The organism is Paenibacillus wynnii (assembly GCF_030812855.1).
In the GTDB taxonomy this organism is placed as follows: Bacteria; Bacillota; Bacilli; order Paenibacillales; family Paenibacillaceae; genus Paenibacillus_AQ; species Paenibacillus_AQ wynnii_A.
On record NZ_JAUSTK010000025.1, the window covers coordinates 17,037 to 41,413 of the forward strand.

The window sequence follows — 24,377 nt, forward strand, 5'->3', positions numbered from 1 at the left end:
TCACTCCTTATGAAGTCCTTGACAGGTTTTCGTGCTTCTCAAGAGAGAGGAGTCTGCTATTACTGTATACATAGGTAACTCCATTAATTTCGATGTGCTCGTTCTCCTTTTTGATGTATGAATCTTTTAGGATTTCAATAATTTTGGTTACGGTGGCACTGGTCATGTTCTTGGCTCCTGCACGAATAGCTGTGGCTGAGACATTGTCTTTACGAACAATTGCGTAAGGCCAAACACCGATCGACTCGTCATAGATGGCACGAACAAGCATCCCCCCATGATCGCTGCCGTGTAGTCCGTGTATACGCTCACCAGGATGCATCTCTTTGATCTTGTTTATAACAGCATAAAAACCATCCGCTTCATACTCATTTGGAAAATAAACCACCTCAACTTGATCCTTCATGTCCCAATCATCCACACTTGCTTTGAGCATAGCTAACCGATTCTCAACCTCGTAAAACTTATTCCCCGTTGGAAAATAATCAATATGTGCGTCTGCTTTTTCTGTCCGTTCATATATCCGAATACCATTCTCCATCTTGGCGATACGAATAATTCCATTATGTAATAATTTACCATGCATACGAGGGACAACTGTGGGATGAATATATACCTTCGTAAGCTTACGTTCCTCAATGAATCGCTGAATGATTAACATATGTGTTTTGTGGACTGGATTGAATGTGCCAAAAAATACGCCAATCCCGCCTTTTGGAGCAACTAGACACATCACATCGGTGATAAGACTATATACGGAACCGATAAAACCAAGTACAACGCCCATGACAATAAAAACATACTGAATCCAAACGATTCCCATCGACGCCAATGCGCTGATAATTACATTCGAGCCTAATGCAAACGTAACATTCTTATAGTGATTACCATAATCCCGATTTGCCAGTGAGATCGCCAAGTACTGCATACCTTGAGAAGAGAAAGTAGTCAGAGCCACTGCCCCGAACAACCCTCCAATGATATCCAGATCTTCGCTCTTAATAATATTTCCTTTCAGCAGCATAAAAAGGATAAACATATTGAATCCATATTGCCAGACAAAACGAATGAATTTACCTATAAACATCTTGCCCGTATTAAGTACACCATAACGTTCGAACCATTCACTTATTTTAGTATAGTAGGGTAGAAAAGCAGCAACTACGAGCGCTACCGTAATAAGATATGGACTACTCCACCTAGTGCTTGCTAAAGCATAGGTAACATACATGGCCCCCCCTAAAATAATTGCGAGTCTTGTATAAAAACTCTTCATATAAGCTAAAAATGTATTCACTCCTACAACTCCCTTTCAAATATATTTAACTTACTTTAATCCACAGACCTTGATCGACTACGTTAAATCCCATGCCGGTAACCTGATCCTCAGTTGTTGTATAATGGGAAAAATCATTGATATGTATTGGAATTACAGTAGAAGGCTTCAACTGTTCCACCATCCTGTTAAGCATAACAACAGACATCGTTAAAGGGCCTCCGAATTTATCAGGGGAAACTTCTCCAAGATTAGCAATCATCAAGTCTATGGGCCCAAGTTCGCTAACCATGTTCACAATCCGAGGATGAAATACAGTATCTGAAGTTATGTATATCGTGCGTTTCTCTTCGCCTTTGGTTATCCGTATGAAGTAACCGTTCACTCTGCCTACCATACTGCGCATAATAAAGTTATTTCCGTGATATGCCGGTATTGTAGTTACCTCAATGACATATCCGTCTTTATTCAATACCTTCGTGTCATTCCAATCCACAGTGAGCACTTCCTTGTGATTGGCGAATAGAGCTTCTGCTTTCTTATGCGTGACTATAGTCGAGTCTTCTGCGATACTTCGAATGCCATAGTCATCAATGTGATCTTCGTGAACATGTGTAATTAGCCAAATATTGACCTGATCCAATAGTTCTTGTTCATAGATAGGCGGTCTGACTCGAACACTTGAAAAAGACTTAAACTGATATTCCGTACCTTCAGGACTTAACGCAGGATCGCAGGATATGAGTAGATCTTGATCCATTTTCAGAACAAAACAAGCCCCTCCGACATGATAAAATTGCATTTCCATAAACTTGTGTCATCCCTTCTAAGCTCAGCTTAACTTCTATATATAATATATATCTAAATATGGATAAATAACGGAAATTGTCTTCAATAGAAGGAAAATCGCCCTAAACGGTCGAAAGTTGTAACATTGAGGTAATAATGTTTGAAAAGGGGAACGTAAATGAGTACATATACCTGCATTATTGCTGAGGATCAGCCAGCTTATCGAAGCCAATTAATGCTTTATGCCCAGCAGCAAGAATTAGTACTTATGGATGCCGTAGGAACAGGTAAGGCTCTGATAGAAAGTGCGATGGAACATGGACCGGATTTAATCATTACAGATATAAGCTTGCCAAAAATGGATGGTCTGACAGCCTGCAAACAACTTATAAAGCAAGGATTGGATTCGCAGATCATAATCATTTCTGCCTCATCCGAACCGTTTCATTACAGTCAGGGATTTGAGATAGGATCTGTCGATTACATCAATAAACCCATTACTCCGGATCGCTTTGAACGTGCCATTCAGCGTGCTAAATATAAAATAGATGAGCAACGTCTCATCAAACGACTTCGGCATGTTGAAGAAAATATAATCCGTGTCAAACAAAGATACAGAGATATTAGCATTAATGAAGGGAATATCCTGTTCGCAGAAAAAATAGACAAGAGGGTGTTTCAGTTACATTTGGTAGAGAATACGGTTATTGAAACAACTACTAACCTGGAACAAATTAAAAATCAGTGCTCTGAACAAATCTTCCAGCCCCATCGGAGCTACCTGATCAATATTTCTCACATCCAGACGGTTCAGCCTGATCCGATTCTTCCAGGTAATTATGAAATTATTTATATGAAACAAGATAAGACGATACCTCTTACTAGGCGAAACTACCCTGCCTTTATGCAGTTGTGTAAACTTAAGAAAAAACCGTAGTTATATTTATATAAAAAAAGAGCATAGACCGTTAAGGCGGTCGATATGCTCCTCTTGATTTAACTGATATTCCGTAAGTTGTCTGCGTAACACGGAATTTCAATGTGTAATTGAGAACTTTGTCCCGTTGAAAAGGTTGCCCGAATGGATCCTCCCACAGAGATTAACGCATCCTTTGCTGCGGCCAACCCCATCCCGTGTCCCGAAAATTCCGTTACGGCTGCACTGGTGGTTAACCCTTCTGTAAATATCCAATCCACAATCTCCTCTTCGCTGAGTTCATGAGCTTGCTGTTCTGAAGTAATCTTGCGTTGCACCATAAGTCTGCGAATGGCTTTCGTATCCATTCCGCGACCATCATCTTGTACACATAATGCCAAAAACCCGGGTTTTAAAGATTGCTCAAGCTTGAATTTTATAGTACCTATTGAATTTTTTCCGATGCGGGAACGTTCATCGGGCAATTCGATTCCATGTTCGATAGCATTGTGTAAAAGGTGAATTAAAACCTCACTTAACACCTGAGTTGCTGTGGAATCCAATGTTATCTCCGTCTCTTCCAACGGCAGCAATTGAATGATTTTACCTCGTCTTTCTGCTAACATCATTACATATTCCTTGTATCCAAGAATTAGAGTATGGAGAGGTTGGGATTTCTTGTCTTTTTGTGCAAACCATTCACCTAACATAGTTTGGATCCAAGTGAATTCTTCATTCGCCATATGCAATAGTTTTAGGGACTTTGCATTGGATCGATATCCGTTTTTTTGTTTAATAGAACTATGTATCCGTTGATAACAATAAGATTCCATCTCATTTAAATACGCTGAGATACGCTGCATATGTAAGAATGTGAAGTTCCCTTTTAAGGAATGAATCCGCTTGTACAAACTCTTCACCATTGAATCAGATGATCCTTCATTCAGGGTCTGGAACTCAAGAAGTATTCGTTCATATTGGTCAATGATCTCCACTACTAAATAGGGACGAGACGACACCTGAGTCATTATTTTCAGTGCGTTCTGCTCATGTTCCAACTGGCGGGATAATTGCTGTTGTTCGGTTATATTCGTTAGAACAATCATACATCTTCTTACCCGGTCTTTCATTTCACGTATATAAAACCTATAATCAATCCGATACACTTCATCTTCAAGAGTTGTCTCCTGGGGTAGCAAATCAATGAAAGGGTTCATATCCTCCAAAGATTGACCTGAGGAGAACAGCCTCTGAAGAAGCCACTCAAGCTTGTTGCGCTGCTCCAAATCCGTTGGAAATAATAACTCCGTCACATCAGAACCCGCTATATTGATATCAAAAATTCGAGTACACTCCGCGCTGAATTCTTCATCAACCCTTAAACTTGCATTGAACGATAAGAACCCTTGACCTGCATAGTCTAGTAAGTTCTTAATTGCCCCTGTCCGTTCCCGTACCGTCTGTTCTATAATTTTATTGAACCCCGTTAGCTTAATATGCATCTTGATGCGGGATAGTAGTTCATTCTTGGAAAAGGGTTTAATTAAATAATCATTAGCACCCAGATTAAAGCCCGCTACCAAGTCTTGTTCCATATCCCTAGCGGTGAGCAATATAATTGGAAGCTCGTGTATGGCATAGGTTTTGCGAATTTCTTTAATCACCTGAAAGCCGGACATATTAGGCATCATCACATCTAGCAGAATTAGATCTGGTTCTAATCCCCTCTCCAGTATTTCTAAAGCCTCCATTCCGCTGCAAGCATGCATGACAGTATAATTCTCAAATGATAAATAATTAAAAAGCACTTGAATGTTAACCATTTCATCATCGACAACCAGAATATACAAATCTTTTTCTATTTCATTATCCTCAGGAGTCGAATGGGAAGGTGCTGTTGTGATATACGGTTCAAGCTGGTTTGAATGATACGGAATGGATTCTTTGAACAATGGGACAAATGTAGATGCGGCGTCTTCAGATTGAGTCTCTTCATCAACCGATTCATCATTGATATATACAGGAAGTGTGAAGGTGAAGATTGAACCCACACCCACTTTGGACGTTAATCCAATACTCCCGCCATGCAATTCAATTAGTTGCTTACTGATGGACAATCCAAGCCCTGTTCCACCGAACTGATATGAGATAGATTCATCCTCTTGCTGAAAGGGATCAAATATTACCTCCCATTTGTCCTGCTGAATTCCTATTCCTGTATCCGACACAGAAATTTCCATCCAGTCTCCGTTAATCCTAGTATTCACTTGGATGCATCCGGACTCCGTGAATTTAATAGCATTTCCAATTAAGTTATATAAAATTTGCTGAACCCTATTGTCATCTGCTTTAACAAGCGGCAAATTGCTACTTGCTTCATTAATGAACACCAAAGACTTCGTACCTACTAACGACTTACATATACTAATAACAAGATCAATCTCATCTTTCATTCTAACGGGTTTGAACTGCAGCAGTACTTCATTATAACGAAGCTTAGTAAAGTCAAGAATATCGTTGACCATTTTGGTCAGCCGTTTTCCGCTAAGTATTATCCAAGCTAAGTTATTGCTGATTTCCTTATTAACAGGCCCACAAACCCCGTCCATAAGTGATTCTGAAATACCAACCATACCGTTAAGAGGGGTACGTAGTTCATGAGAGGTACGGGCAAGAAACTCATCTTTCATTTTGTTCATTTGTAAAAGCATTTCATTTTGCTTCTTCAGCTTATTTAAGTAGATTTTGTTATGTTCATAGACTTCCTGAAATCTTCCTAACATTATGAGACCAAAAGTAACGACAAGACAAAACAGCGCCCACTCAATCGAGGAAGTCATTAAACTCTCGCCAAAAGGTAATAGATCAGATGGAATAGAGATGAAAGACCACATAAATTCTGCAATACGACCCTTTATACAAATTAAGGTGAATAATAATATACCGATATATAATACCTTCTGCTCTTTTTGGTTGTTCTTATGTAAATAATGAAACAAAATAGGCATTACGATTGCGAAACATAGGAGTATAAACAAAGAATCGATATCGTAAACTTTATATTGTATTAAGTATTTAGGGTTTATACAGGAGACAATTATAACCGCGATAAATATCAGAAGACTGATCCGTTTAAGCCAGCAGATAACTTTACGATAGGGTCCCTCATAAATATATTCAATAAATTGCAGAAATAAAAACATGATGCTGAATACCGCAATGATGTTTAGATAGTAATCAAAAAACGGTAAATTCCATATAAACTTTGATTGCACTTGCTGAGTGATAATGATTGCACTTGCGCTCATGGCGAACATGGAAAAGTATAAAAATCCACGCTCTCTCCGATTCTTCCAATATAAAAGCATGGACAGCATACTTAGAAACATAAAAATAATACTAATTATATACTTGTGAGCATCAGCAAGAATAAGACCAAAAATGATACTTTCCCCATTACCAAACAACATAGTTGAACTGAGGCCTATCGGATCATAAGTAGAATAGATACGAAAATATATAGTTTTACCCATCATTTCCTTCGGTATCGAAATAAAATGTGATGGATAAGCCATTAATTTATCAGGATTATTCCAATCTCCAAATTGATGGAAAAGCTGATGATCAACATATATTTCAAAAATATCGAGTGAACGATACAGAAATAAATGCGGATCTTCCCAATCCCCTTCGGGAAGTTTGATCTTCATCCATACATAATTTCTGCCTTGGCGCTCTTTTGCGGATAATTTATCGGTCGTTTTACGATTCCAATCCTTTGATTGTTCTTCAAAGGTCCAGCTGGGTTCCCCTTGCTCATTAAATGCCGAATCGCCAAATCGGTATTGAAAACCTTTATTTAGGTTTACGTATGGCCTGGAATTTTCTTGATGATACATGAGAAGATAAATTGAGCTGTCTAACAATATAACAGCGAAAAAACAAATTGCAATAAATAGGTACATCTTCGGCTTACCCAACCACACGCCCCCTTAAGTTACAGTATTTCTCACAAAACCCATCTTGAATAATATAAAGATAATATTAACATATATCCAGAATTAGCCTGTGATAAAATACTCTTATAATCCGGTTTAAGCCGTATTTCCTTCCACAGCAAAAAGGCACAGGTTGCAAAGTAAGTCTTTGCAACCTGTGCCTTTTCTGATCCATACTTCCAATATTCATTCCTGAACAGCGGGCTGCTTGACGAAGGGTTCTGCCTTCTTAAGCACTTCATCCTCAGTCGGAGCGCTGATATACCGACCATTGATATAGACAAACGGCCGTTTACCGCAAGGACCGCAATAGGATATACATCCGGTCTTAATCTCTGCATCAGGAGCCATCTTACGGAGCTTTGGCAGTATGGTTTTCATCTTGATGTGATTACATTCGTCGCAAATACGTATATCGTTAGCCATGGAGCAAACCTTCTTTATGTCCTTAGATTCTTGGGCGAGACCTTAATGGTCGCCATGATTTCCTTTTGACGGATTCGTAATTACAAACCCTTCTTGAGGAAAATACAAATAATCAATCTTGACTCCGTCAAGCAACGGTTGGCCAGGTTCTAGAATAACGTCAATTTCTTTATCTGTAGAAACTACAACGTCATTCTCCTTAGGCGTGTCCAAATCAAGTCCGTAGTGAGCGTGGTCGCCATGGGCATGTGTAATAGCTACGCGCAACTTAAGTTCGCTGTTTCCTTCCAACTCCATTTGTTTCTTTATCACTTTAGCCGCATTGCGGGTAATTTTAACGTTCATGTTCAGTCCATCTCCCGACACCAATATAATTTAAATACTCAATAATTTATTTTAAAGGAAAGCAACTTGTAAAAGCAACTATTTTATCCACCAGCTAGCGTTTAATCTTCAGAACCGGGTACTTGCGCTCCATTCTGGAAACAAACCAGCCCGCCAACAGCATCGTAACCCCGATATCATCAATCGGCATAAATGGAAGAACATCAGGCATCACCCAATATACAATGACCGGGATGGTGAATAACAGCTTGTCCGCTACAGCGACTTCCGGTGAAACAATGTATTGCCAGGAATTGCGGAATATATGGGACCATTGCTTCAAAGACAGCAGTTTTTTAAGTTTCAATGGGACCTCCTCGTGATGATTCAGTATAGTATGCCAGTTATCTACAAAAAAAGATACAGCCGCGTATAACATATAGTAACGACTGCGGCCATACCTTTTGCTATATACTACGCAAAATTACTGAAATTGTTTCATTTAACTTTCACAACCGAAAGAAGAGCTCCAATAATAAGTCCGGTTTCGAGTGCCATATCTTCAAAATCGTTAAGCGGCAGCGGGTTTTTGCCTATCCCCAGCTCTACTGTAAATCCCGGCTTACGAAAGTATTGAATGAACCAATCCTTGAAGCCCGCATCACTTCCCGTTAGTTCAACAGCCCGATATCCACTGGCTGATGCCAGCCTAGCCACCAACTCTGCACTCTCCGGTGGTTCATACCCGCGGTAATTCCAATAAATTTCTCCGCCTTGACTATGCAAAGACACAGCTGCGTCTCCTGGTATCCTCTCCGCAAGGGCAGCAAGAGCTGCGGCTTCCGGTTCACATAACGGAGCATGGCCGCTGTAGTCACGAGGTGCCGGGCCCGTCACCCCTCGGCGTGCGGCCTCCTCTTCCCAATGTGCCGGGAATTGGTCGCCTAAATCCACTCCGCGTATATTGGCCTTCCAATGCCGATAGCCCCGGCGGCCTCCGTTCCATTTGAGCAGATCATTGAAATATAAATGATCGGGTCCAGCGCCCTCCTGTACCAGTTCTACACCGTCTGGATTCGCCATGGGGACGGCCCATAAGGTCCAGTTATTGAACCAATCCTGCACACGATGTCCATTCCAGAGTCCTCCTCCGGCATACGCTGCGGCATACTCCTCTACGAAAGACATTAGACAAGGTGAAGTCAGCCATTCATTGGCATGAAGGGCGGCGTTAACATGTAAATGGCGGGCTCCCCGACCTATCTTAATGAGGTGCAGCGGCTTCCCCATAACGCTGTAGCCGATAGTATCTTTCTCCATAAAGGGATATTTCTCTATGAGTGCAGCAATATCTTCTTCAACATTGGTCGGACCGTATTCTCCACGTAATATCACCACACGTTTCGGCTTAGGTGTTGGGATCACCAGTACTTTTCCAGGATGGAAGCGTCCGGATAGGATTCCCGGATTCAATTTCTCAAGTTCCTCTATATGGATATTGAACAAAGCAGCCAACTTTTCTGCGCTATCTCCTTCCTGTAGAGCGTAACGACTGCGCGGAGCAGAGGGTAAATATATGATTTGTCCGGGATGTAAGTAAGCCTGCTTCACTACCCATGGGTTTCCTTGAATCACATGCTCAGGGGTCAGTCCATGGGCCGCGGCAATCCGACTTACGGTATCTCCTTTGTGTGTTACATATTGCTGCATCAATCTCATCCCCCTATGAAAATTACCATATTTTAATCTATTGTATGCGCTCTCTGCTGAGCTTAGCAGATTCCATTCTGCAGGAAATAGGAGTCGGCTAGAAATAAAAAAGGGAGGTATCTCTTGAGCCATGTAAATGGCTGCCGGATACCTCCTTTTTCTCCCTATAGGGAGTTGTCCTGATCGGATACGGGATGATAAGAATTATAGCGATGATACCTGCCACACAACGGGTGTGCGGTTGATTTGCTCCCCTAGCCAATCGCGGGCGATTTTCTGGAACATTTCAGCATCTCCACTGCAGAAGAACTGGTGTATCGGACTTTCGCTGCCGCTAGCCAGCTTCCCTTTTTCATATAGAATCGTGCTGATCTCCCTTGCTGTCTCATCAGCTGAGCTAATGAGTTTGACACAGTTTCCCATCACCTTCCCTATGGACGACATCAGAAACGGATAATGAGTACAGCCAAGAATTAAGGTGTCAATATTATCGTCTTTAATGCCCTCGAGCGATCGCTCCACAACCTCATAACTTTCCTCCGAGCGGAACATACCCTGTTCTACTAAAGGGACAAGCATTGGGCATGCCTGACTAACCACTTGTACAAAAGGGGAGAGCTGTTGAAGTGCCACTGTATAAGCCCCGCTGTTAATCGTTCCAACCGTACCTATTACGCCTACCTGTCCGCTTTGTGTGGCACTAATTGCGGCTCGCGCGCCAGGATGAATCACACCTATAACAGGAATCGATACTTTGGCCGAAATATATTCGAGCGCTGCCGCCGTTGCTGTATTACAGGCGATAACAATCATTTTAGGATTAAATTGAATGAGATAATCGACGATTTGCTCCGTGAACCTTTTCACTTCTTCTGTTGAACGGGGTCCGTAGGGCGCGCGGGCAGTGTCTCCGAAATAAATGATCTTCTCCCGCGGGAGCTGCCTCATCACTTCCTTGACAACAGTCAGCCCTCCAACACCTGAATCTAGTATTGCAATAGCTTGCTGCACGAACACACCGCTTCCTTCTTCTTGTTTTGTGTAGCTTATGTAAGGCGGAAACAAAGTGTACCTGACTTTCTGCCCCAATTGCAGATATTACTCCTTTTACATCTTCAGTTCAAGACAAGTTTCAATTAAAAGAGCCGTTCTTCGCCAATAAGCGAAAAACGGCACCGGCTAACATTTATAATTTCCTACTCGACCTTGCTGCTATCATCGACTTCATCAATTACAGCATCTACATTAACTTCATCTACTACTGCATCAACGTTTACTTCGCCAGCAGTTTCATCGTCTGTAATTCCGCTGACCTCCACGATTTCCTCCGTCTCCGAACCCAGACGTTGTTTACCCCACTCCCGAACCTCTACGACAACATCCTTAGCTTTATCATATAACTCCACACTTTTGTCACCGGCTTGGGATGCAATTTCCTGAGCTTTCTCCAGAGTCGTGGCTGTTCCCTCCGAAATATCCTTACGAAGTTCTTTTCCAGCCTTGGGTGCAAATAGCAAAGCTGCAACAGAGCCTACAACACTTCCGACCACAACGCCCCACAACACGCTTTTCTTGTTATTCTTCATCTGTTCATCTCTCCTTCATCTTTACTGTGCCCCATTTGGGGAAAGCGAGAAAACGGTTCGGCACTTTCGGCCCTAAGTAGATCTTCTCTTCACCCGATTGGGCTAATGCCTATATCTGCTACTATCATAAGCGGAGAGAAGCTGTCCTGTGACAAAGAAAGAGCTCTTTTCACCTAAAAAATTTAAATAGGCACAATACTGTATCTGCAGCACCTTCCACCTTCAGCCATACATTCACTGCGCGTTACCTTGGCACTTAATAACTCTTCAAATAGATTATGCTCGCATTGACAGGCATTCCGGAACTGTCCGGCTACCTGACGGATCGGGCAGTTATATTCACGTATTTCATAAGATCCGTCATCTTTCTGGTTCCATTCCGCCATATATCCCCCAGCATTTTGAATGGAGGACAACTCTGCAACCCGCTCCTCCAAGTTCCGGTTTTCCATCATTGGAGAATACTGAGCAAGCATCCGCCTGCGGCGGCCTTCGAATAAAGTATTAACAGCTTCGATCCCGCTGCCATGATCCAGCTCCCGAAGTAGCTCTAGGGCTAGGTTGTGATAATTTTTCGGAAAATACTCCTCTGCAAGCTCAGTTAATGAATACATATGTAAGGGTCTACCCATCGCCTGACGCACAACCTTGGTTTTAACAATGCCCTCCTGCTCCATTTGAAGGACATGGCGCCTGACACCCATCTCTGTAATTTCCAGTTCTGAAGCCAGTGCACCGATAGTCAGCGGTCCCTTTGTTTTCAGGAGCTTCATGATCATACGCCTTGTCGAGCCGCTTTCCTGCTCCTTTTTCATCTCACGGACCCCTTTCTATTTATTGATGTATGTTGGTCCCCAATTCCTGGTCTAAATAGTTGCGGACTTCTAAGGCAAATTGCTCCAAAACCTCTGAAAGTACCGGAGTTAAAGGATGCAGAGAGCTGCGATCCCACTCAAAATAATCCTGAACAAGCGGCTTACGCAGAGCGACTAATTCAATAAGTTTGGTATAGATACCAATGTCACCGAACACGGTCTCTTCATGAATAATGGAAATAATGTCCTCGTAACTACCCGCGTCCCGCATGATAAATCCGTCAATTAGACAGCTCCCTACGTCAGTAACGACCTCAATAGCCAAGTGGAGACTACGTTCCTGCACCAGTCCCATTAATGTACTGCCGTCCCAGTTAGCCGCCGCATACCGCAGGCCTGCAGTGATATCTGGAATTTGGTCCAGAATGAGTTCGATTTGCTTCCGGTTGACATAATACACAGCTATACCCCCAAAAGAGTTCTAAGATCGTTTATTAAGGTCTACTTTCCGCGCTTACCCCGCCGTTTCAACCAGAAAAACATAACCACACACGCCGCAAGGAAGACCACCAAATAAGTTAACGCTTCCATTGGATATTCTAACTCGCGCAAGACTGCCACCACTTTCTTTTATAAAATCAGATTCTCGTCTCTCGGAAGACCGTCTTAAATTTCATAATCAACAGAATAAGAAAGCTCCTTAACCTCATTAATATGAGTAATAACTTCCTTATGGACCGGATGGACTTGATAGGCCTGCAGATCTTCCAGTGAGGCTACTTCCGTCACAAGAGCAATGTCAAAGGAACGTTCTGAGCGGAGCAAATCAGTACCCACCTCTATCGCTAGAAGCTCCGGGATTTTTCCTTCCATGTTACGTAATACAGCCACCGTGGCTGCTACACTTTCGGGTGAACGATCCTTCAGTTTGAAGAATACAATATGCTTAATCATGTTATTTCGCTCCCTGTCTATTCTTATATTTTAAAATATATCATAACACCACACGTTCTGAAAGAAACTTACACAGGAGTCCGTAGTTACAGGATTATCCATTGATCCATATAGGGAAGTAATGTAGTATTTATTACAAAAAATCGGAGGAAGTATGCCTACAATTCAACCAGAACCTCACAAAATCCAGGCTTGGGCCCAGATAAACCGTAAATACCTCGGACAGGGTGTGCGCGTCAAAAGATTTCGCCGGCCTAAACGCAGTCAAATCCGCAATCGTGTACTCTTAGCCATATTGATGGCTAAGGATATGAAACTCTCACAGTTTGCCGAAGAGCTGTCTATCTCATCACGTAGCGTCAGCGCTTGGGTGTACGAAGGCCGTATTCCATCCAGAATCAATATGGACAAGGCCTGCCGTATTCTAGGATATCCTGCCCATATTCTTTTCAATGAAGCGTTGATTCAAGAAAGTCCAATCCTGTGCCAGCCCTCCTCTTCCCGATTCATGAAGAGAGCCCAATCCAGCTCGCCCAAACGTAATAAAATCTTGCTTGGACTTTGCATGGTCTATGATTTGTCCGTAACCGATGTAAGTCAGTGGATAAGCATTCATCCGGGTACTTTCCGTAAATGGCTGCATTATGGTCATCTGCCTACACCTGTATTGCAGGACAAGGCCGCGGAGTTTTTTAGAATTCCTACGAATATTTTGTTTGCGGATTGCGACTCCTGACTTCTGGATTTACAGATCTGTGGGAGGTAGCCCCAGGGGGTATCGGACTTCGCACCTTATTTGTAAATGTCGCCTATATAAGCTCTTCAACTTCCGAATGGATTCTCGTGGATACAGGCCTTGGCATGTTTGCTGGCAGTATCCTGAATACGGCGAAAGAGAATTTTTGTAAACCGCCGCTGGCCCTCATTCTGACACACGGACATTTTGATCATGTAGGTACGATTAAGGAGCTCTTGGAGGAATGGAACATGCCTGTTTACGCCCATCCTCTGGAACTTCCATATCTAACAGGACAGCAGGACTATCCACCGGCAGATCCATCCGTAGGCGGCGGATTAATGGCAGTGATCTCCCCTTTGTACCCGCATCGCAGTATTAATCTTGGAACTTCGGTGCTGCCTTTGCCTGAGGATGGAACTGTGCCCGGTGCGTTGGGTTGGAAATGGATTCATACACCTGGACATAGTCCGGGACATATTTCACTGTTTCGTGAGCAGGATAGCGTATTAATTGCGGGAGACGCTTTTATTACAGTAAAACAAGAATCCGCGTTGGCTGTCGTTATGCAGCAGCAGGAAATTCATGGACCGCCTACTTATTTCACAATCGATTGGGCTAAGGCGGAGGATTCTGTCCGCAAGCTTGCCCAATTGAACCCCCTCGTCGCCCTTACTGGACACGGCTTACCCATGAGAGGCACAGAATTATCTGCGCAACTGGCGCTTTTAAGTAATAATTTCAAATAAATGGCAATGCCGGATCAGGGGAAATATGTTGCTTCCTCTGATGTTTAGCTCATTTTTCGAGCAACTATGTATCTCAATATGTATGAATGGCTCTTGCCTTCTGGGCTCTTCAAAGTCTCGGGATATGAACCGGTGTCCAAAATCTCCGTCCCTGCAAAATGCTCCCTTAGCTCCCGATCGTTAAAGAAATGGGCGAATTTTCCTTCTTTATATTCATAGGTTCCAGGCTCCATTAACCTTCCGCAGCCGTTGTTCGGATCCTCATCAGAAAAGCTTGTGAAATAGACCACTCCGCCGAGACGCAGTTGCTTCAGGCAATTAACCACTAGTCTTCGGCGCTCCTCTTGCAGAAATAAATGAAGTAAATCATAGCAGTAAATGGCATCGACCTGTATTTCCAAACGGTGATCCAAAGCTGATCCAAGAGTGAAAGAACTCAACGGATCCCACTCAGCTGCAATCTCTATGGCTACCGGAGTCACTTCAATGCCATAGGTCTCGAACTCCTTCGAGAATACCTTCGTATTACGTCCGTAGCCTGCTCCAGGAACTAACACGGACTTCGACTGATGCTGCCGGAATAAATCCATGGCAAGCAGTGCCGTAGGACTGGGATCGCTTCCCCAGATCATCCCTTCTTGCGCAAATCGTTGATTCCAGTAATCGTACATGAAGCTCCCCCTCCTGTCTCCTGTTCAATTTCTAACCCTGTACCAATATTGATAAATTTCTTCAAAGCCTAATTTGTCATACAAAGCACAAGCCCCATGATTAGCCAGAACTACTTGGAGGAAAGAGGACGAAGCACCTTGCTGCTTACCCCAATGAAGCAGTCCCATAAGCAGTTGTTCTCCCATACCTTGTCTACGATGAGATGTAGAGGTAACAATATCGTATATTCCCATGTACCCGTGTTGAATGACCCCTAGCCCGCATGCGGTTGGAACACCTTCCTTTAGCAATAGGGCATATCCCTGCTTCAAAGTTGAAGCAGAGAACATTCTTTTAAGAGTTCTTCGGTTCTCATCGGACAATTCTGTCAACTCGGCAAAAGCCTCCAGCCACTCTTCGCTCCATTCATTTTGGATCTGAACTGAATATTGTGAATTAGCGACCGGCAGTTTGTTCAGATCCAACACCCGGACAGAAGAAGGCTCTACCACACTATAGCCGAATCCTTCAAGAATTTTATCCAGATCTGCAGGCTGAATATAAGGAGTTATTTTAAAAACAGGCTTAAGCCCCGCATCCAGATAATACGCCTCTGCCAGCTTGATTTTCTTCCTAACCTCATCGTCAGATGCACCCGCTCCATATAAAGGGTTAACCGAATTAGCCCTTTTCGTATATCCCGCCGCTGAACGCAGAATCCAACCCTGCAAAAGAATACTCTGTTCCGCGGGCCACGTATTTAATGTGATCTCTTCAATAGATTTATACAGCATATCCCTCTCCTCTTTACCACGTTTGTTGCGCATCGTAGGCAGCAGCTTCACTTCCCCCTCGCTCATTACTCAACACTCCTTTATTTGGAAAAAAACACCTTTATTATATAATAATCTACAGTCTCTTTAAAGCAAACATAGATTGTACTTAAGATTTCTGTGTTCATGTAGGACAACCGTGGGAAATAAAGTTAGAGGGAAAATTTACCTGTAAATCATAAATAAAACCTTATAATCAACATTTATAGGGAAATATCCCCTCCAAATAACTCGATAAATGGTTCACTCCTGGTTGTTGTTCATACGTGTTTCACAAAAATTTTCACCACATTCGGATCACCTATAAATCAAAAGTTCAATCTATATAGTTAGAAAAAACGGCCTATCCTCCAATTGCTCAGAGAATTAGCCGTCTGTCTGGTGCAAATTCATTCTTAGTCCATCGCCGCTGCTAGCCATTCATCCACAGGCCACGGAAGCGGGTTATTGAACAAACCCCAATCCTGCATCATCTCTTCCTCTGAGAGGAGACAGCTGTCTAAACGGGCTTCAATAACCGAACGATCCAACCTTAGTCCAATAAAAACAATCTCATTCAGTCGGTCCCCCCACTGCTCGTCCCACTTTTCCTTCACATCAGGTTCGCTCTCCAGGACCTCAAGCTGTTGATCCTCCGGCATTGTAGCCAGCCAATAACCTGCAGGTCCGAACTGAATTGAAGGCCCCGCCTGACTCAAGCTGGCTGCCAGATCACCCTCGGTTGCAAGCCAGACCAGACCTTTGGCCCTTACAACTTCTTCCGGCCAATCACTGAAGAAATCACTTAATCTTTCAGGGTGGAAAGGCGTTCTACGTCTGTATACGAAGGATGTTATACCATACTCTTCGCTCTCAGGCGTATGCCCTTCCTGGCTTAACTCCGCGATCCAGCCGGATGACAAACTAGTTTTCTCAAAGTCAAATAATCCGGTATTGAGGATTTCCCGTGGGTCAACTACACCTTTTACCGTACGGATGATCTTTGCAGAAGGCTGAAGCTTACGCAGTACAACCTCAAGCTTACTCAATTCCTTTTCATCTACCAAATCACATTTATTAAGCAGCAACACATCACAGGTTTCAATTTGATCAATAAGCAGGTCGGCGATGTCTCGGAAGTCATCTTCCCCGGCTGTCTGGTTACGATCCAATAAACTATCTCCTGAGGCGAAATCCTGCCAGAAGCGGTTAGCATCGACAACAGTCACCATCGTATCTAATTGAGTTAGCTTAGTTAAGTCGATATCCAGTTCCGGATTATCATAGGTGAATGTCTGAGCAACCGGAACCGGTTCGCTGATTCCCGAAGACTCAATCAAGATATAATCAAATTGCCCTTCTTCTGCCAGCTTCTGCACTTCCCGCAGCAAGTCATCACGTAGAGTACAACAGATACATCCGTTAGACATCTCAACCAGCTTCTCCTCTGTTCGGGATAGAGAGTTGCCGGATTTGATTAGATTTGCATCCACATTCACTTCACTCATGTCATTTACAATTACAGCCACTTTTAGTCCATCCCGATTGTGTAGAATATGATTCAGTAACGTGGTTTTTCCTGAGCCCAAGTATCCGCTTAACACGGTAACAGGAATTTTTTTCATCATGTTTATCTCCTTCTATTTATGAGATTAAAAAGTGTAGGTTGATCTCCTTATTATTCGTAATTGTTACGATTAACACATTTTACACGTATTCTGCTCCCAGTGTCAACAGCAGATAGTTTGTAACCGCTTTCCCAAGATTTGTGGTCTTTCTAGCGGACAAAGTACGTATAGATGGAATTACAAAAATATGATTCTCGTGATTTCGATCCATTTCGTGGAGGAGTGTTGGAATATGAAAATACCGGTGATCATTCTGAGTGGGTTCCTCGGGAGTGGTAAGACCACCTTGCTGTTGTCGATGCTAAAGGAGAGTAAAGGAAGAGGGGTGCAGCCTGGAGTCCTGATGAATGAGCTTGGGAAGCGGGATGTTGACGGGTATATTGTACAGGAGCATACAGAAACAAGTGTGGAAAAGCTTCTGGACGGATGCGTATGCTGCAGCCGCAAGGACGAACTTCTGGACAGTCTGCTGGTGCTGATCAAACGGCGTCCGGATGTTATCTATATTGAACTTACCGGTGTGGCTGATCCCGAAGAGATCGAAAAGACACTTCAGGAGGCATCCCTGCGGGAAAAGCTATCACTGCATTATACCGTCGCCATGCTTGATGCAGAAAATGCTCTGGAATATAACAGCCGCTTATCAGCTGATAAACAGCTTATTCGGACGATGCGCAAGCAGCTAACGACGGCTGACCTCATTGTTATCAATAAAAGCGACTTGGTCGAACCTGAAGCATTGTGGAAGATTGAAAAAGTAGTCCGTAAACACAATAGAGAAGCGGAGATTGTATTTACCCATTACAGCAAGATTAATTTGTCACCACTGCTTGCAGGAATTTCCCCGCGACAGCCTCATACTCCCGTTCCACAGCGTGCTCCGCAAGCCTTTAAAGGAGCTACACTTAAGAAATCCTATTCAGAGCAAGGAAATGTAGCTGTCAAGGAAACGGAAGAAGAGCGTCAGGTATCCTTCTCACAAGTAGCTGCCGTAACGTTAACTTTTCCACAAGCGGGGTCCAAGTTACTTTCGAGGGAACAGCTGGAGGATTTTTTTCAGGAGTGGAGCGGCAGTCTGCTGCGTGCTAAGGGACATGTTCATCTATCAGAGCAAGAAGCGGTCCAGCTTGTTCAATATGCAGGAATGAATACAACTTGGGAAGCCTCACGATATCCTGGTTTGCCTTATGTGGTATTTATCGGCATGAATCTAAATGAAGCACAGCTGGCGAAGCGGTGGTTCGCCTTGTTCAATTCTTGAAGACCTTTACTCCAATAAAAATCTTGCCGCTGCTCCTTCCCGTTGCGTTTCTGATCATCCTTAGCATCGTCTGGCTGCCAGAGCATCAAGCACTATTGGACAATGCGTACATCGACTCTTTTAAAATAGCCCTTATCGGTATTTTGCTGGAGGCACTTCCGTTTGTATTAGCAGGTGCTCTGCTCTCTTCATTACTACGGGTATTTGTTCCCGATGAGATGATTTCGCGATGGATTCCCAAGCGGCCGATTCCTGCAATTATATTCGCCTGCCTGCTCGGAGTCATCTTTCCTATATGTGAATGCGGTATGATTCCTCTCGTCCGGCGATTAATCCATAAGGGAATGCCTGTCTACGTAGCCATCGTGTTCATCTTATCCGGGCCCATTCTGAATCCGGTTGTGTATGGAGCAACCTTCACAGCCTTTCGCAGTCATCCAGTCCTGGCCTATTCCCGGATGGGATTAGCTTTTTGCGTAGCCTGCATCATTGGACTGGCGGTTTACGCCACTGTTAAGAAGTCACCCCTCCGCCTGTCGGTTACACAGGAAACAGAAGAAACCCATCAACGCAGCTTCCGCGGGGGCAAGCTGGTTTCCATCTTTGTGCATACGTCTGATGAGTTTTTTGAGATGGGAAAATACTTAATTATCGGATGCCTGCTAACATCTGCCATCCAGACCTTTATGGTTCATGACAGTCTGGTCGCAATAGGGGGAAAACCTCTTGGATCATACCTTTTTATGATGGGATTGGCATTTGTCCTCTCCCTCTGCTCTACCTCGGATGCCTTTGTCGCTTCAACCTTTCTGCACACTTTCCCTCCCGGATCACTGCTAGCTTTTTTGGTGTTGGGACCTATGCTGGATTTTAAAAACTCGTTGATGCTAATGGCCCTATTTAAGACCAAATTTGCATTATATTTGTTCTTCCTGATCTTCTCCGGCGTCTTTATTGGCTCAGTGCTCTTCTCTATTTGGCTCTGAACACCCGCATTACAACTTGCTACATGTGGAGGAATGGACATGAATGACTCTCGCAGCATCCGTATGCATTATACTCTCAGAGCATTTATCCTGCTGTCCTTCGCCCTTTATATCGGTCATCTGGCCCAGCAGGATACTCTTCATTATTACGTAACACCTAAGCTGGCAAGCTTGGTTAAGCTCTGTCCAATACCGTTGGCGGCGATGGCCTTCAGCCTGACTATTCAAGCCTTGTTCGGCAAAAGCAGCGCTTTATGCAACTGTGATCAGCATCTCCCCCGTTCGGGCCTAAGGAGCATAACCCTTTACAGTTTATTTTTATTCCCATTGCTGCTCGGCTTCTTGCTGCCTGATCGCGCTTTAGGAAGTGTAGCTGCATCCAAAAAAGGAGTTTCGTTGACCTACGTCGCTTCAGAGCAAAAATTCATATCCTCTGATTCGTATCAGGAAGAATTTGCTGAACTAGCCAGGATCTTATACGAACAACCCGTTATTTCAGTGTATCCTGAGATATTCTCTGAAACTTTTGGTGCTATTGATAGATATAAGCAACCCTTTGAAGGGAAGGAAATCATCGTTTCGGGCTTCTTGTATCCCAATGAACCTGAATCACATGATAAGTCATTTACCCTAAGCAGATTTCTGGTACAGTGTTGCACCGCTGATGCTACCCCATTTGGAATAATGGTGGATCCGGGTACACAAATAAGCCTGCCCGCGGATACCTGGATAGAGGTTCGGGGCAAGCTTCATATCGTACAGTACAAGGGTCAGGAAATCATGCAAATTAGCGCAGTGTCTATTACACCGATTTCTCAGCCGCCTACGCCTTACATTTACACAAGCCCCGACTCCGTTGAAGCGTGGTATCAATTAGAGAAATCTAGCGGCGGCGCTTCAGAACAAGCCTCAGCAAAATAGTAATGGCTGCATAAATAAGCAAAACTACGATCAGTGTAACGATCCGTTCTCTATCCGATCCATCGGCAAACAGCACCGGTCCAAGACCAAAAAAAGTGGTCAATATATAAAGCACACCGAACAAAACATAAAGCAACCAAATCATTTATTACACCTCCATTTTCACAGGTATACTTGAAGATTATCTGCGGATGCGGGCTGACCACTCATTCAGCACTCTGTCGAGCTCCTTAACATGAATAGGCTTGGAGATAAAGTCCTGCATACCGGCCTTTAGACACATTTCTTTGTCACCTTTTCTGGCGAAGGCTGTAGCCGCGATTATAACTGGAAAATGCCCCAGCTTCTCCCGTATAATTCCCGTAGCCTCTATACCATCCATTATCGGCATCTGAATATCCATGAATACCAAATCATAGGACCGGCTGAGCACAGCCTGAACCGCCTCCTCCCCGTTTTGGACCATATCCGGTGTATAACCTCTTCTTTGCAGGTATACTTGAAGCAGTTGCCTGTTCACGGGATGATCTTCGGCGATTAGAATGGATAACGGTCCATACTCTCCTCCGGTATTTTTTTCTTCAACTACGATATTCCTATCCTCTATTTCTGGAGAACTGAGAGCCTTACTCTGTCCTCTTTCCTCTCCTGGAAGCGACACCTGCACCGTGAAGTAAAACTCTGAACCCTCACCTTCTTGACTGTCCACACCGATAGTGCCTCCGAGCAGCTCGGTCAGTTTTTTACTGATAGCCAGTCCCAATCCTGTGCCACCGTATTTCCTGTTGATAGAAGGGTGTAATTGAGAGAAAGATTGGAAAAGCAGCCCTTGGCTCTCGAACGGGATACCAATCCCCGTGTCCTTAACCGTAAACTTAAGAATAGGATTCCCTGAATTCAAGGATGATAAGAGTTCCACGGAAATGTTAATATCTCCCGCCTCGGTAAATTTCACAGCATTCCCCACCAGATTCACGAGGATTTGCCGCAATCTGGTTTCATCAGTCACTATTAGCGATGGAAGGAGCGGAGCAATCTCATTTTGCAGGGTCAACCCTTTTTCCACTATTTTGGGATAAAAGATATCTATGACGCTCTGCATGACATTGCGAATATCCACCATCTGCAGCTCCAAAGTCATCATACCGGCTTCAATTTTGCTGAAATCCAACACTTCGTTCAGAATATGCAGCAATGACTCCCCACTCTTATTAATAATTTGCGTGTAATATAGCTGCTCATCATTAAGCTCTGTGCCTGACAACAAATCGGCCATCCCAATAATACCGTTCATGGGCGTCCTAAGCTCATGACTCATTATCGCCAAAAACTCGGATTTCGCCCGATCCGCCTGCTCCGCCGACTCCTTGGCCCGTACGATCTCTTTCTCCTCAGTGATATCTCTGAAGACCACTACTGTACCTTTCTGTTCCCCGTTGTCATAAAGAGGTGTCATCCGATACTTGACCAGGAAGCTTGAGCCGTCCTGCCTCCAGAATACCCCTTCTCTTTCTTCATAAGAAGTGTTGTCAGAGAATGATGGGATTAAAATTTTCTGACCTCCCGAATACGGGGTGCTGTCGAGCCAGGTTTGTTGAATGGTATGAAGCTTATTATTAACGGACCATTCCCCCCGCTCATATCCCAGCATCGTCTCCGCAGCAGGATTGATGAACATGGTAGCTCCCTCAAGATTCATCCCAAAAATCCCCTCTGAGACGGAGTTCAAAATAAGAGCATGCTCATAACTAAGCTTCTCGATTTGCTCCAGATGACGTTTGCGTTCGGTGATATCGCTTGTAATGCCGAATACCCCAACCACTTGGTTGTTCACCATAATTGGTACATATATAACACTAACCTCTACCGCATGCCCTTCCCGATGGATCAACCTGCTTTCAAAAATCTGGGCAAGTCCGCTCGCGGCTCTTTGAAAGCGTTCTTTAGCTTTTTCCAGTTCTTCCGTATCAATGATTTCGTTGTAATCGGACATGAGCAGGCTCTCTTTGGAGTAGCCCGTTAAATATTGAAGACTGGAATTCACAGAAAGGGTCCGACCCTGTAAGTCCATCGCACTGATCGCAGAAGGGTTGTAGTCGAAGAGGGACTTATAGCGATTCTGGCTCTCCTGAAGCTTCAATTCATACTGCTTCCGTTCCGCGATGTCACGAGTTACGCAGATGAGTTCTTGTATCTCCCCTTCTCCTGTATAGATATACCTAATAGTAGTTTCCACCCATATATACGAGCCGTCCTTACGTAGAAAACGGAATACAACAGGCTCGTGTTTGGTCTCATCCATAGAGTCACGCAAATATGCCTGCACTCGATCAGTATCGTCGGGATGAACATATCCCAACCCTTTTGTACCAACCATCTCTTCAGGTGTGTAGCCGTACATTGTCAAACAAATAGGTGATGCATATAAAAAGGTGGCGTCACTATCCGATGCGTTGCGGGAAATAAAGTCTAGAGAATTCTCTGAAATCAGCCGATAATTCCGTTCACTCTCCCGAAGTTGTTCCTCCATCTCATAGCGTTCTGTAACATCCTGTACCACACCGCTGATTTGAACTGTGTTTCCTGCTTCATCCAATACAGCCTCCCAATGGGCATCAATAAGCTTTTGTACACCCTCAGTGGTTCTAATATGGAATATTACCTGTCCGTTGGCCCCATTCATAAGTGTAGGTAGAATGGCTGCCAACACATTCTGGTAATCATCCGGCTCTATCCAGGCACGAAGTGTCTCTGGACCATATGTTGAATGATTGCTGTTATCTTCAGTAAACCCAAAGATATGCCGCATTTCCCTAGATACAGTAGAACGTTTGTTAGCCACATCCCATTCCCAGGAACCCATTTGGGAGAGAGATTGCGCTTTTGCCAGCATATCCTCATGCTTCTTCCGATCTGTGATATCCCGAGCAATTGTCAGAACCTGCTCCACATCTCCATCGCTATTACGCATAACCTGAAACGAGGACTCAATCCATAAATAATGTCCGTCTTTATGACGGATCCTGCGGGTATATACGTCTTTATCCGAGTTGAGCATACCCTTTTCAATCATCTCAATTGCATCAGCTGCATGGTATAATTCCGGTCTTTTATGACCGATTATTTCGTGTGCAGGGTACCCTAAAAGCTTCTCAACCGAGGGAGAGACATAGGTAACCGTTCCGTCCGGATCTCCAAAGGAAATCATGTCCGGCGTATTCCGCGTAATCAAATTATATAAATATTGATTCTCCTCAATTTTTTTCTCCGCCAGCTTTCGGTCTGTAATATCAGACATTTCAGCAATCATATATTGCGGTTTACCGAAGATTTCATCAAGGATTAAAAAGACATGCAAGGCGACCCATATAACCTCGCCATCCTTACGCACATACCGTTTTTCTATATCAACAGCCTCTTTAGGGCTTTGCTCTAAATAGTTCACAATGGTGTCATGATCACCGGGATGCTTGTCTTCGGGATACGCAATGTCCAGATAACGCATATTTAATAGCTCAGCTTCTGTGTAGCCAAGCATTGTGCAAAGTGCAGGGTTGGAATGTATCATGGTCCCATCAACCGTTGAGACTACCGCATAACCGATGGAAGATCGTAAAAATAACTGTTCATAACTAAAATCAGACAATGATGCAGCCTCCTCAGTAAAAGTAAACAAAAGTATATATTAAGAGCATAAAGGAAAGCCTTCAGCGTGAAAAGTAAAATCAAAAAAAATACTGAGAAGTGAGCCTCCAATAATTGGAGACTTCCTTTGAAATTGATTCGCCTGGGAAATTAAACAAAATAAAAAAAAAGAAAAACTCTTCATAATTGAAGAG

At 43.6% G+C, this 24,377-nt stretch carries 24 protein-coding genes; 6 read left to right on the forward strand and 18 right to left on the reverse strand.

Annotated features, from left to right (window positions below):
- Positions 1-7: 7 nt before the first annotated feature.
- Both J2T20_RS19610 and J2T20_RS19615 read right to left on the reverse strand, forming a co-directional pair.
- Positions 8-1,297, reverse strand: coding sequence for a hypothetical protein (locus J2T20_RS19610; RefSeq protein ID WP_307591029.1), 1,290 nt, complete (start codon positions 1,295-1,297; stop codon positions 8-10).
- 25 nt (positions 1,298-1,322) lie between these two features.
- Positions 1,323-2,084, reverse strand: coding sequence for an MBL fold metallo-hydrolase (locus J2T20_RS19615; protein WP_307591030.1), 762 nt, complete (start codon positions 2,082-2,084; stop codon positions 1,323-1,325).
- 159 nt (positions 2,085-2,243) lie between these two features.
- On the opposite strand from J2T20_RS19615, the gene J2T20_RS19620 reads away from it, so the two are divergent.
- Positions 2,244-3,002: a LytR/AlgR family response regulator transcription factor gene (locus J2T20_RS19620; RefSeq protein ID WP_307591031.1), complete on the forward strand. Its 759-nt coding sequence runs from the start codon at positions 2,244-2,246 to the stop codon at positions 3,000-3,002.
- A 59-nt stretch (positions 3,003-3,061) separates the two neighbouring features.
- On the opposite strand, the gene J2T20_RS19625 is transcribed toward J2T20_RS19620, so the two are convergent.
- From J2T20_RS19625 to J2T20_RS19670, 10 genes are all read right to left on the reverse strand, one after another.
- The gene (locus J2T20_RS19625; protein ID WP_307591032.1) at positions 3,062-6,961 is read right to left on the reverse strand and encodes an ATP-binding protein; all 3,900 of its coding nucleotides are present in this window, start codon (positions 6,959-6,961) and stop codon (positions 3,062-3,064) included.
- 204 nt (positions 6,962-7,165) lie between these two features.
- Entirely contained in the window at positions 7,166-7,405 is a 240-nt protein-coding gene (locus J2T20_RS19630; RefSeq protein WP_036654274.1) for a DUF1450 domain-containing protein, read from the reverse strand.
- A gap of 42 nt (positions 7,406-7,447) precedes the next feature.
- Positions 7,448-7,750 (reverse strand): HesB/IscA family protein, encoded by a 303-nt coding sequence (locus J2T20_RS19635; protein ID WP_215178458.1) that lies wholly within the window; start codon positions 7,748-7,750, stop codon positions 7,448-7,450.
- A gap of 94 nt (positions 7,751-7,844) precedes the next feature.
- Positions 7,845-8,096, reverse strand: coding sequence for a hypothetical protein (locus J2T20_RS19640; RefSeq protein WP_307591033.1), 252 nt, complete (start codon positions 8,094-8,096; stop codon positions 7,845-7,847).
- Positions 8,097-8,227: 131 nt separating this feature from the next.
- On the reverse strand, positions 8,228-9,439 hold the full coding sequence (locus J2T20_RS19645) for a M14 family metallopeptidase (protein WP_307591034.1): 1,212 nt from the start codon (positions 9,437-9,439) through the stop codon (positions 8,228-8,230).
- A gap of 204 nt (positions 9,440-9,643) precedes the next feature.
- On the reverse strand, positions 9,644-10,450 hold the full coding sequence (gene racE / locus J2T20_RS19650) for a glutamate racemase (RefSeq protein ID WP_307591078.1): 807 nt from the start codon (positions 10,448-10,450) through the stop codon (positions 9,644-9,646).
- Positions 10,451-10,635: 185 nt separating this feature from the next.
- Positions 10,636-11,025, reverse strand: coding sequence for a YtxH domain-containing protein (locus tag J2T20_RS19655; protein WP_307591035.1), 390 nt, complete (start codon positions 11,023-11,025; stop codon positions 10,636-10,638).
- A gap of 182 nt (positions 11,026-11,207) precedes the next feature.
- Entirely contained in the window at positions 11,208-11,840 is a 633-nt protein-coding gene (locus J2T20_RS19660; RefSeq protein ID WP_307591036.1) for a helix-turn-helix transcriptional regulator, read from the reverse strand.
- A gap of 19 nt (positions 11,841-11,859) precedes the next feature.
- Positions 11,860-12,300, reverse strand: coding sequence for a DUF86 domain-containing protein (locus J2T20_RS19665; protein ID WP_307591037.1), 441 nt, complete (start codon positions 12,298-12,300; stop codon positions 11,860-11,862).
- A 206-nt stretch (positions 12,301-12,506) separates the two neighbouring features.
- The gene (locus tag J2T20_RS19670; protein WP_307591039.1) at positions 12,507-12,794 is read right to left on the reverse strand and encodes a Dabb family protein; all 288 of its coding nucleotides are present in this window, start codon (positions 12,792-12,794) and stop codon (positions 12,507-12,509) included.
- Positions 12,795-12,948: 154 nt separating this feature from the next.
- Here J2T20_RS19670 and J2T20_RS19675 point away from each other — a divergent pair, with 154 nt between their 5' ends.
- Positions 12,949-13,530 (forward strand): helix-turn-helix domain-containing protein, encoded by a 582-nt coding sequence (locus J2T20_RS19675; protein WP_307591040.1) that lies wholly within the window; start codon positions 12,949-12,951, stop codon positions 13,528-13,530.
- Positions 13,518-14,279 (forward strand): MBL fold metallo-hydrolase, encoded by a 762-nt coding sequence (locus tag J2T20_RS19680; protein WP_307591041.1) that lies wholly within the window; start codon positions 13,518-13,520, stop codon positions 14,277-14,279. Before J2T20_RS19675 ends, J2T20_RS19680 begins: the two co-directional genes overlap by 13 nt.
- A 44-nt stretch (positions 14,280-14,323) precedes the next feature.
- Here J2T20_RS19680 and J2T20_RS19685 read toward each other — a convergent pair whose 3' ends face one another.
- The 4 genes from J2T20_RS19685 to J2T20_RS19695 form a co-directional block, all read right to left on the reverse strand.
- The gene (locus J2T20_RS19685; RefSeq protein ID WP_307591042.1) at positions 14,324-14,950 is read right to left on the reverse strand and encodes a class I SAM-dependent methyltransferase; all 627 of its coding nucleotides are present in this window, start codon (positions 14,948-14,950) and stop codon (positions 14,324-14,326) included.
- Positions 14,951-14,974: 24 nt separating this feature from the next.
- Complete coding sequence (locus J2T20_RS19690; protein ID WP_307591043.1) at positions 14,975-15,790, reverse strand: GNAT family N-acetyltransferase; 816 nt, start codon at positions 15,788-15,790, stop codon at positions 14,975-14,977.
- Between the two features lie 97 nt (positions 15,791-15,887).
- The gene (locus J2T20_RS25840; protein WP_373457835.1) at positions 15,888-15,947 is read right to left on the reverse strand and encodes a hypothetical protein; all 60 of its coding nucleotides are present in this window, start codon (positions 15,945-15,947) and stop codon (positions 15,888-15,890) included.
- A 211-nt stretch (positions 15,948-16,158) separates the two neighbouring features.
- Positions 16,159-17,367, reverse strand: a complete 1,209-nt coding sequence (locus tag J2T20_RS19695; protein ID WP_307591079.1) for a GTP-binding protein — start codon at positions 17,365-17,367, stop codon at positions 16,159-16,161.
- A gap of 235 nt (positions 17,368-17,602) precedes the next feature.
- Between J2T20_RS19695 and J2T20_RS19700 the strand changes: the two genes are divergently transcribed.
- The 3 genes from J2T20_RS19700 to J2T20_RS19710 are packed head-to-tail and all read left to right on the forward strand — an operon-like array spanning position 17,603 to position 20,538.
- The gene (locus tag J2T20_RS19700) at positions 17,603-18,631 is read left to right on the forward strand and encodes a CobW family GTP-binding protein (protein ID WP_307591044.1); all 1,029 of its coding nucleotides are present in this window, start codon (positions 17,603-17,605) and stop codon (positions 18,629-18,631) included.
- Positions 18,628-19,617, forward strand: a complete 990-nt coding sequence (locus J2T20_RS19705; protein WP_307591080.1) for a permease — start codon at positions 18,628-18,630, stop codon at positions 19,615-19,617. The genes J2T20_RS19700 and J2T20_RS19705 overlap by 4 nt, the downstream gene beginning before the upstream one ends.
- A 39-nt stretch (positions 19,618-19,656) precedes the next feature.
- The gene (locus J2T20_RS19710) at positions 19,657-20,538 is read left to right on the forward strand and encodes a TIGR03943 family putative permease subunit (RefSeq protein WP_307591045.1); all 882 of its coding nucleotides are present in this window, start codon (positions 19,657-19,659) and stop codon (positions 20,536-20,538) included.
- Here the strand turns inward: J2T20_RS19710 and J2T20_RS19715 are convergent.
- A complete protein-coding gene (locus J2T20_RS19715; protein WP_307591046.1) occupies positions 20,501-20,683 on the reverse strand; it encodes a DUF6954 family protein in 183 nt (60 codons plus the stop codon). The two genes, J2T20_RS19710 and J2T20_RS19715, sit on opposite strands and share 38 nt — an antisense overlap.
- A 36-nt stretch (positions 20,684-20,719) precedes the next feature.
- Positions 20,720-24,184 carry a PAS domain-containing hybrid sensor histidine kinase/response regulator gene (locus tag J2T20_RS19720; protein ID WP_307591047.1) on the reverse strand — a complete coding sequence of 1,155 codons (3,465 nt, stop codon included), beginning with the start codon at positions 24,182-24,184 and terminating at the stop codon, positions 20,720-20,722.
- Between the last annotated feature and the right edge of the window lie 193 nt (positions 24,185-24,377).

What these genes read in the sequence shown, in the direction of transcription:
- J2T20_RS19685 (WP_307591042.1), bottom strand. Translation starts at nt 14,950, where the DNA reads ATGTACGATTACTGGAATCAACGATTTGCGCAAGAAGGGATGATCTGG.
- J2T20_RS19630 (WP_036654274.1), bottom strand. Translation starts at nt 7,405, where the DNA reads ATGGCTAACGATATACGTATTTGCGACGAATGTAATCACATCAAGATG.
- J2T20_RS19635 (WP_215178458.1), bottom strand. Translation starts at nt 7,750, where the DNA reads ATGAACGTTAAAATTACCCGCAATGCGGCTAAAGTGATAAAGAAACAA.
- J2T20_RS19655 (WP_307591035.1), bottom strand. Translation starts at nt 11,025, where the DNA reads ATGAAGAATAACAAGAAAAGCGTGTTGTGGGGCGTTGTGGTCGGAAGT.
- J2T20_RS19700 (WP_307591044.1), top strand. Translation starts at nt 17,603, where the DNA reads ATGAAAATACCGGTGATCATTCTGAGTGGGTTCCTCGGGAGTGGTAAG.
- J2T20_RS19660 (WP_307591036.1), bottom strand. Translation starts at nt 11,840, where the DNA reads ATGAAAAAGGAGCAGGAAAGCGGCTCGACAAGGCGTATGATCATGAAG.
- J2T20_RS19710 (WP_307591045.1), top strand. Translation starts at nt 19,657, where the DNA reads ATGAATGACTCTCGCAGCATCCGTATGCATTATACTCTCAGAGCATTT.
- J2T20_RS19675 (WP_307591040.1), top strand. Translation starts at nt 12,949, where the DNA reads ATGCCTACAATTCAACCAGAACCTCACAAAATCCAGGCTTGGGCCCAG.
- J2T20_RS19645 (WP_307591034.1), bottom strand. Translation starts at nt 9,439, where the DNA reads ATGCAGCAATATGTAACACACAAAGGAGATACCGTAAGTCGGATTGCC.
- J2T20_RS19715 (WP_307591046.1), bottom strand. Translation starts at nt 20,683, where the DNA reads ATGATTTGGTTGCTTTATGTTTTGTTCGGTGTGCTTTATATATTGACC.
- J2T20_RS19615 (WP_307591030.1), bottom strand. Translation starts at nt 2,084, where the DNA reads ATGGAAATGCAATTTTATCATGTCGGAGGGGCTTGTTTTGTTCTGAAA.
- J2T20_RS19690 (WP_307591043.1), bottom strand. Translation starts at nt 15,790, where the DNA reads ATGAGCGAGGGGGAAGTGAAGCTGCTGCCTACGATGCGCAACAAACGT.
- J2T20_RS19695 (WP_307591079.1), bottom strand. Translation starts at nt 17,367, where the DNA reads ATGAAAAAAATTCCTGTTACCGTGTTAAGCGGATACTTGGGCTCAGGA.
- J2T20_RS19670 (WP_307591039.1), bottom strand. Translation starts at nt 12,794, where the DNA reads ATGATTAAGCATATTGTATTCTTCAAACTGAAGGATCGTTCACCCGAA.
- J2T20_RS19620 (WP_307591031.1), top strand. Translation starts at nt 2,244, where the DNA reads ATGAGTACATATACCTGCATTATTGCTGAGGATCAGCCAGCTTATCGA.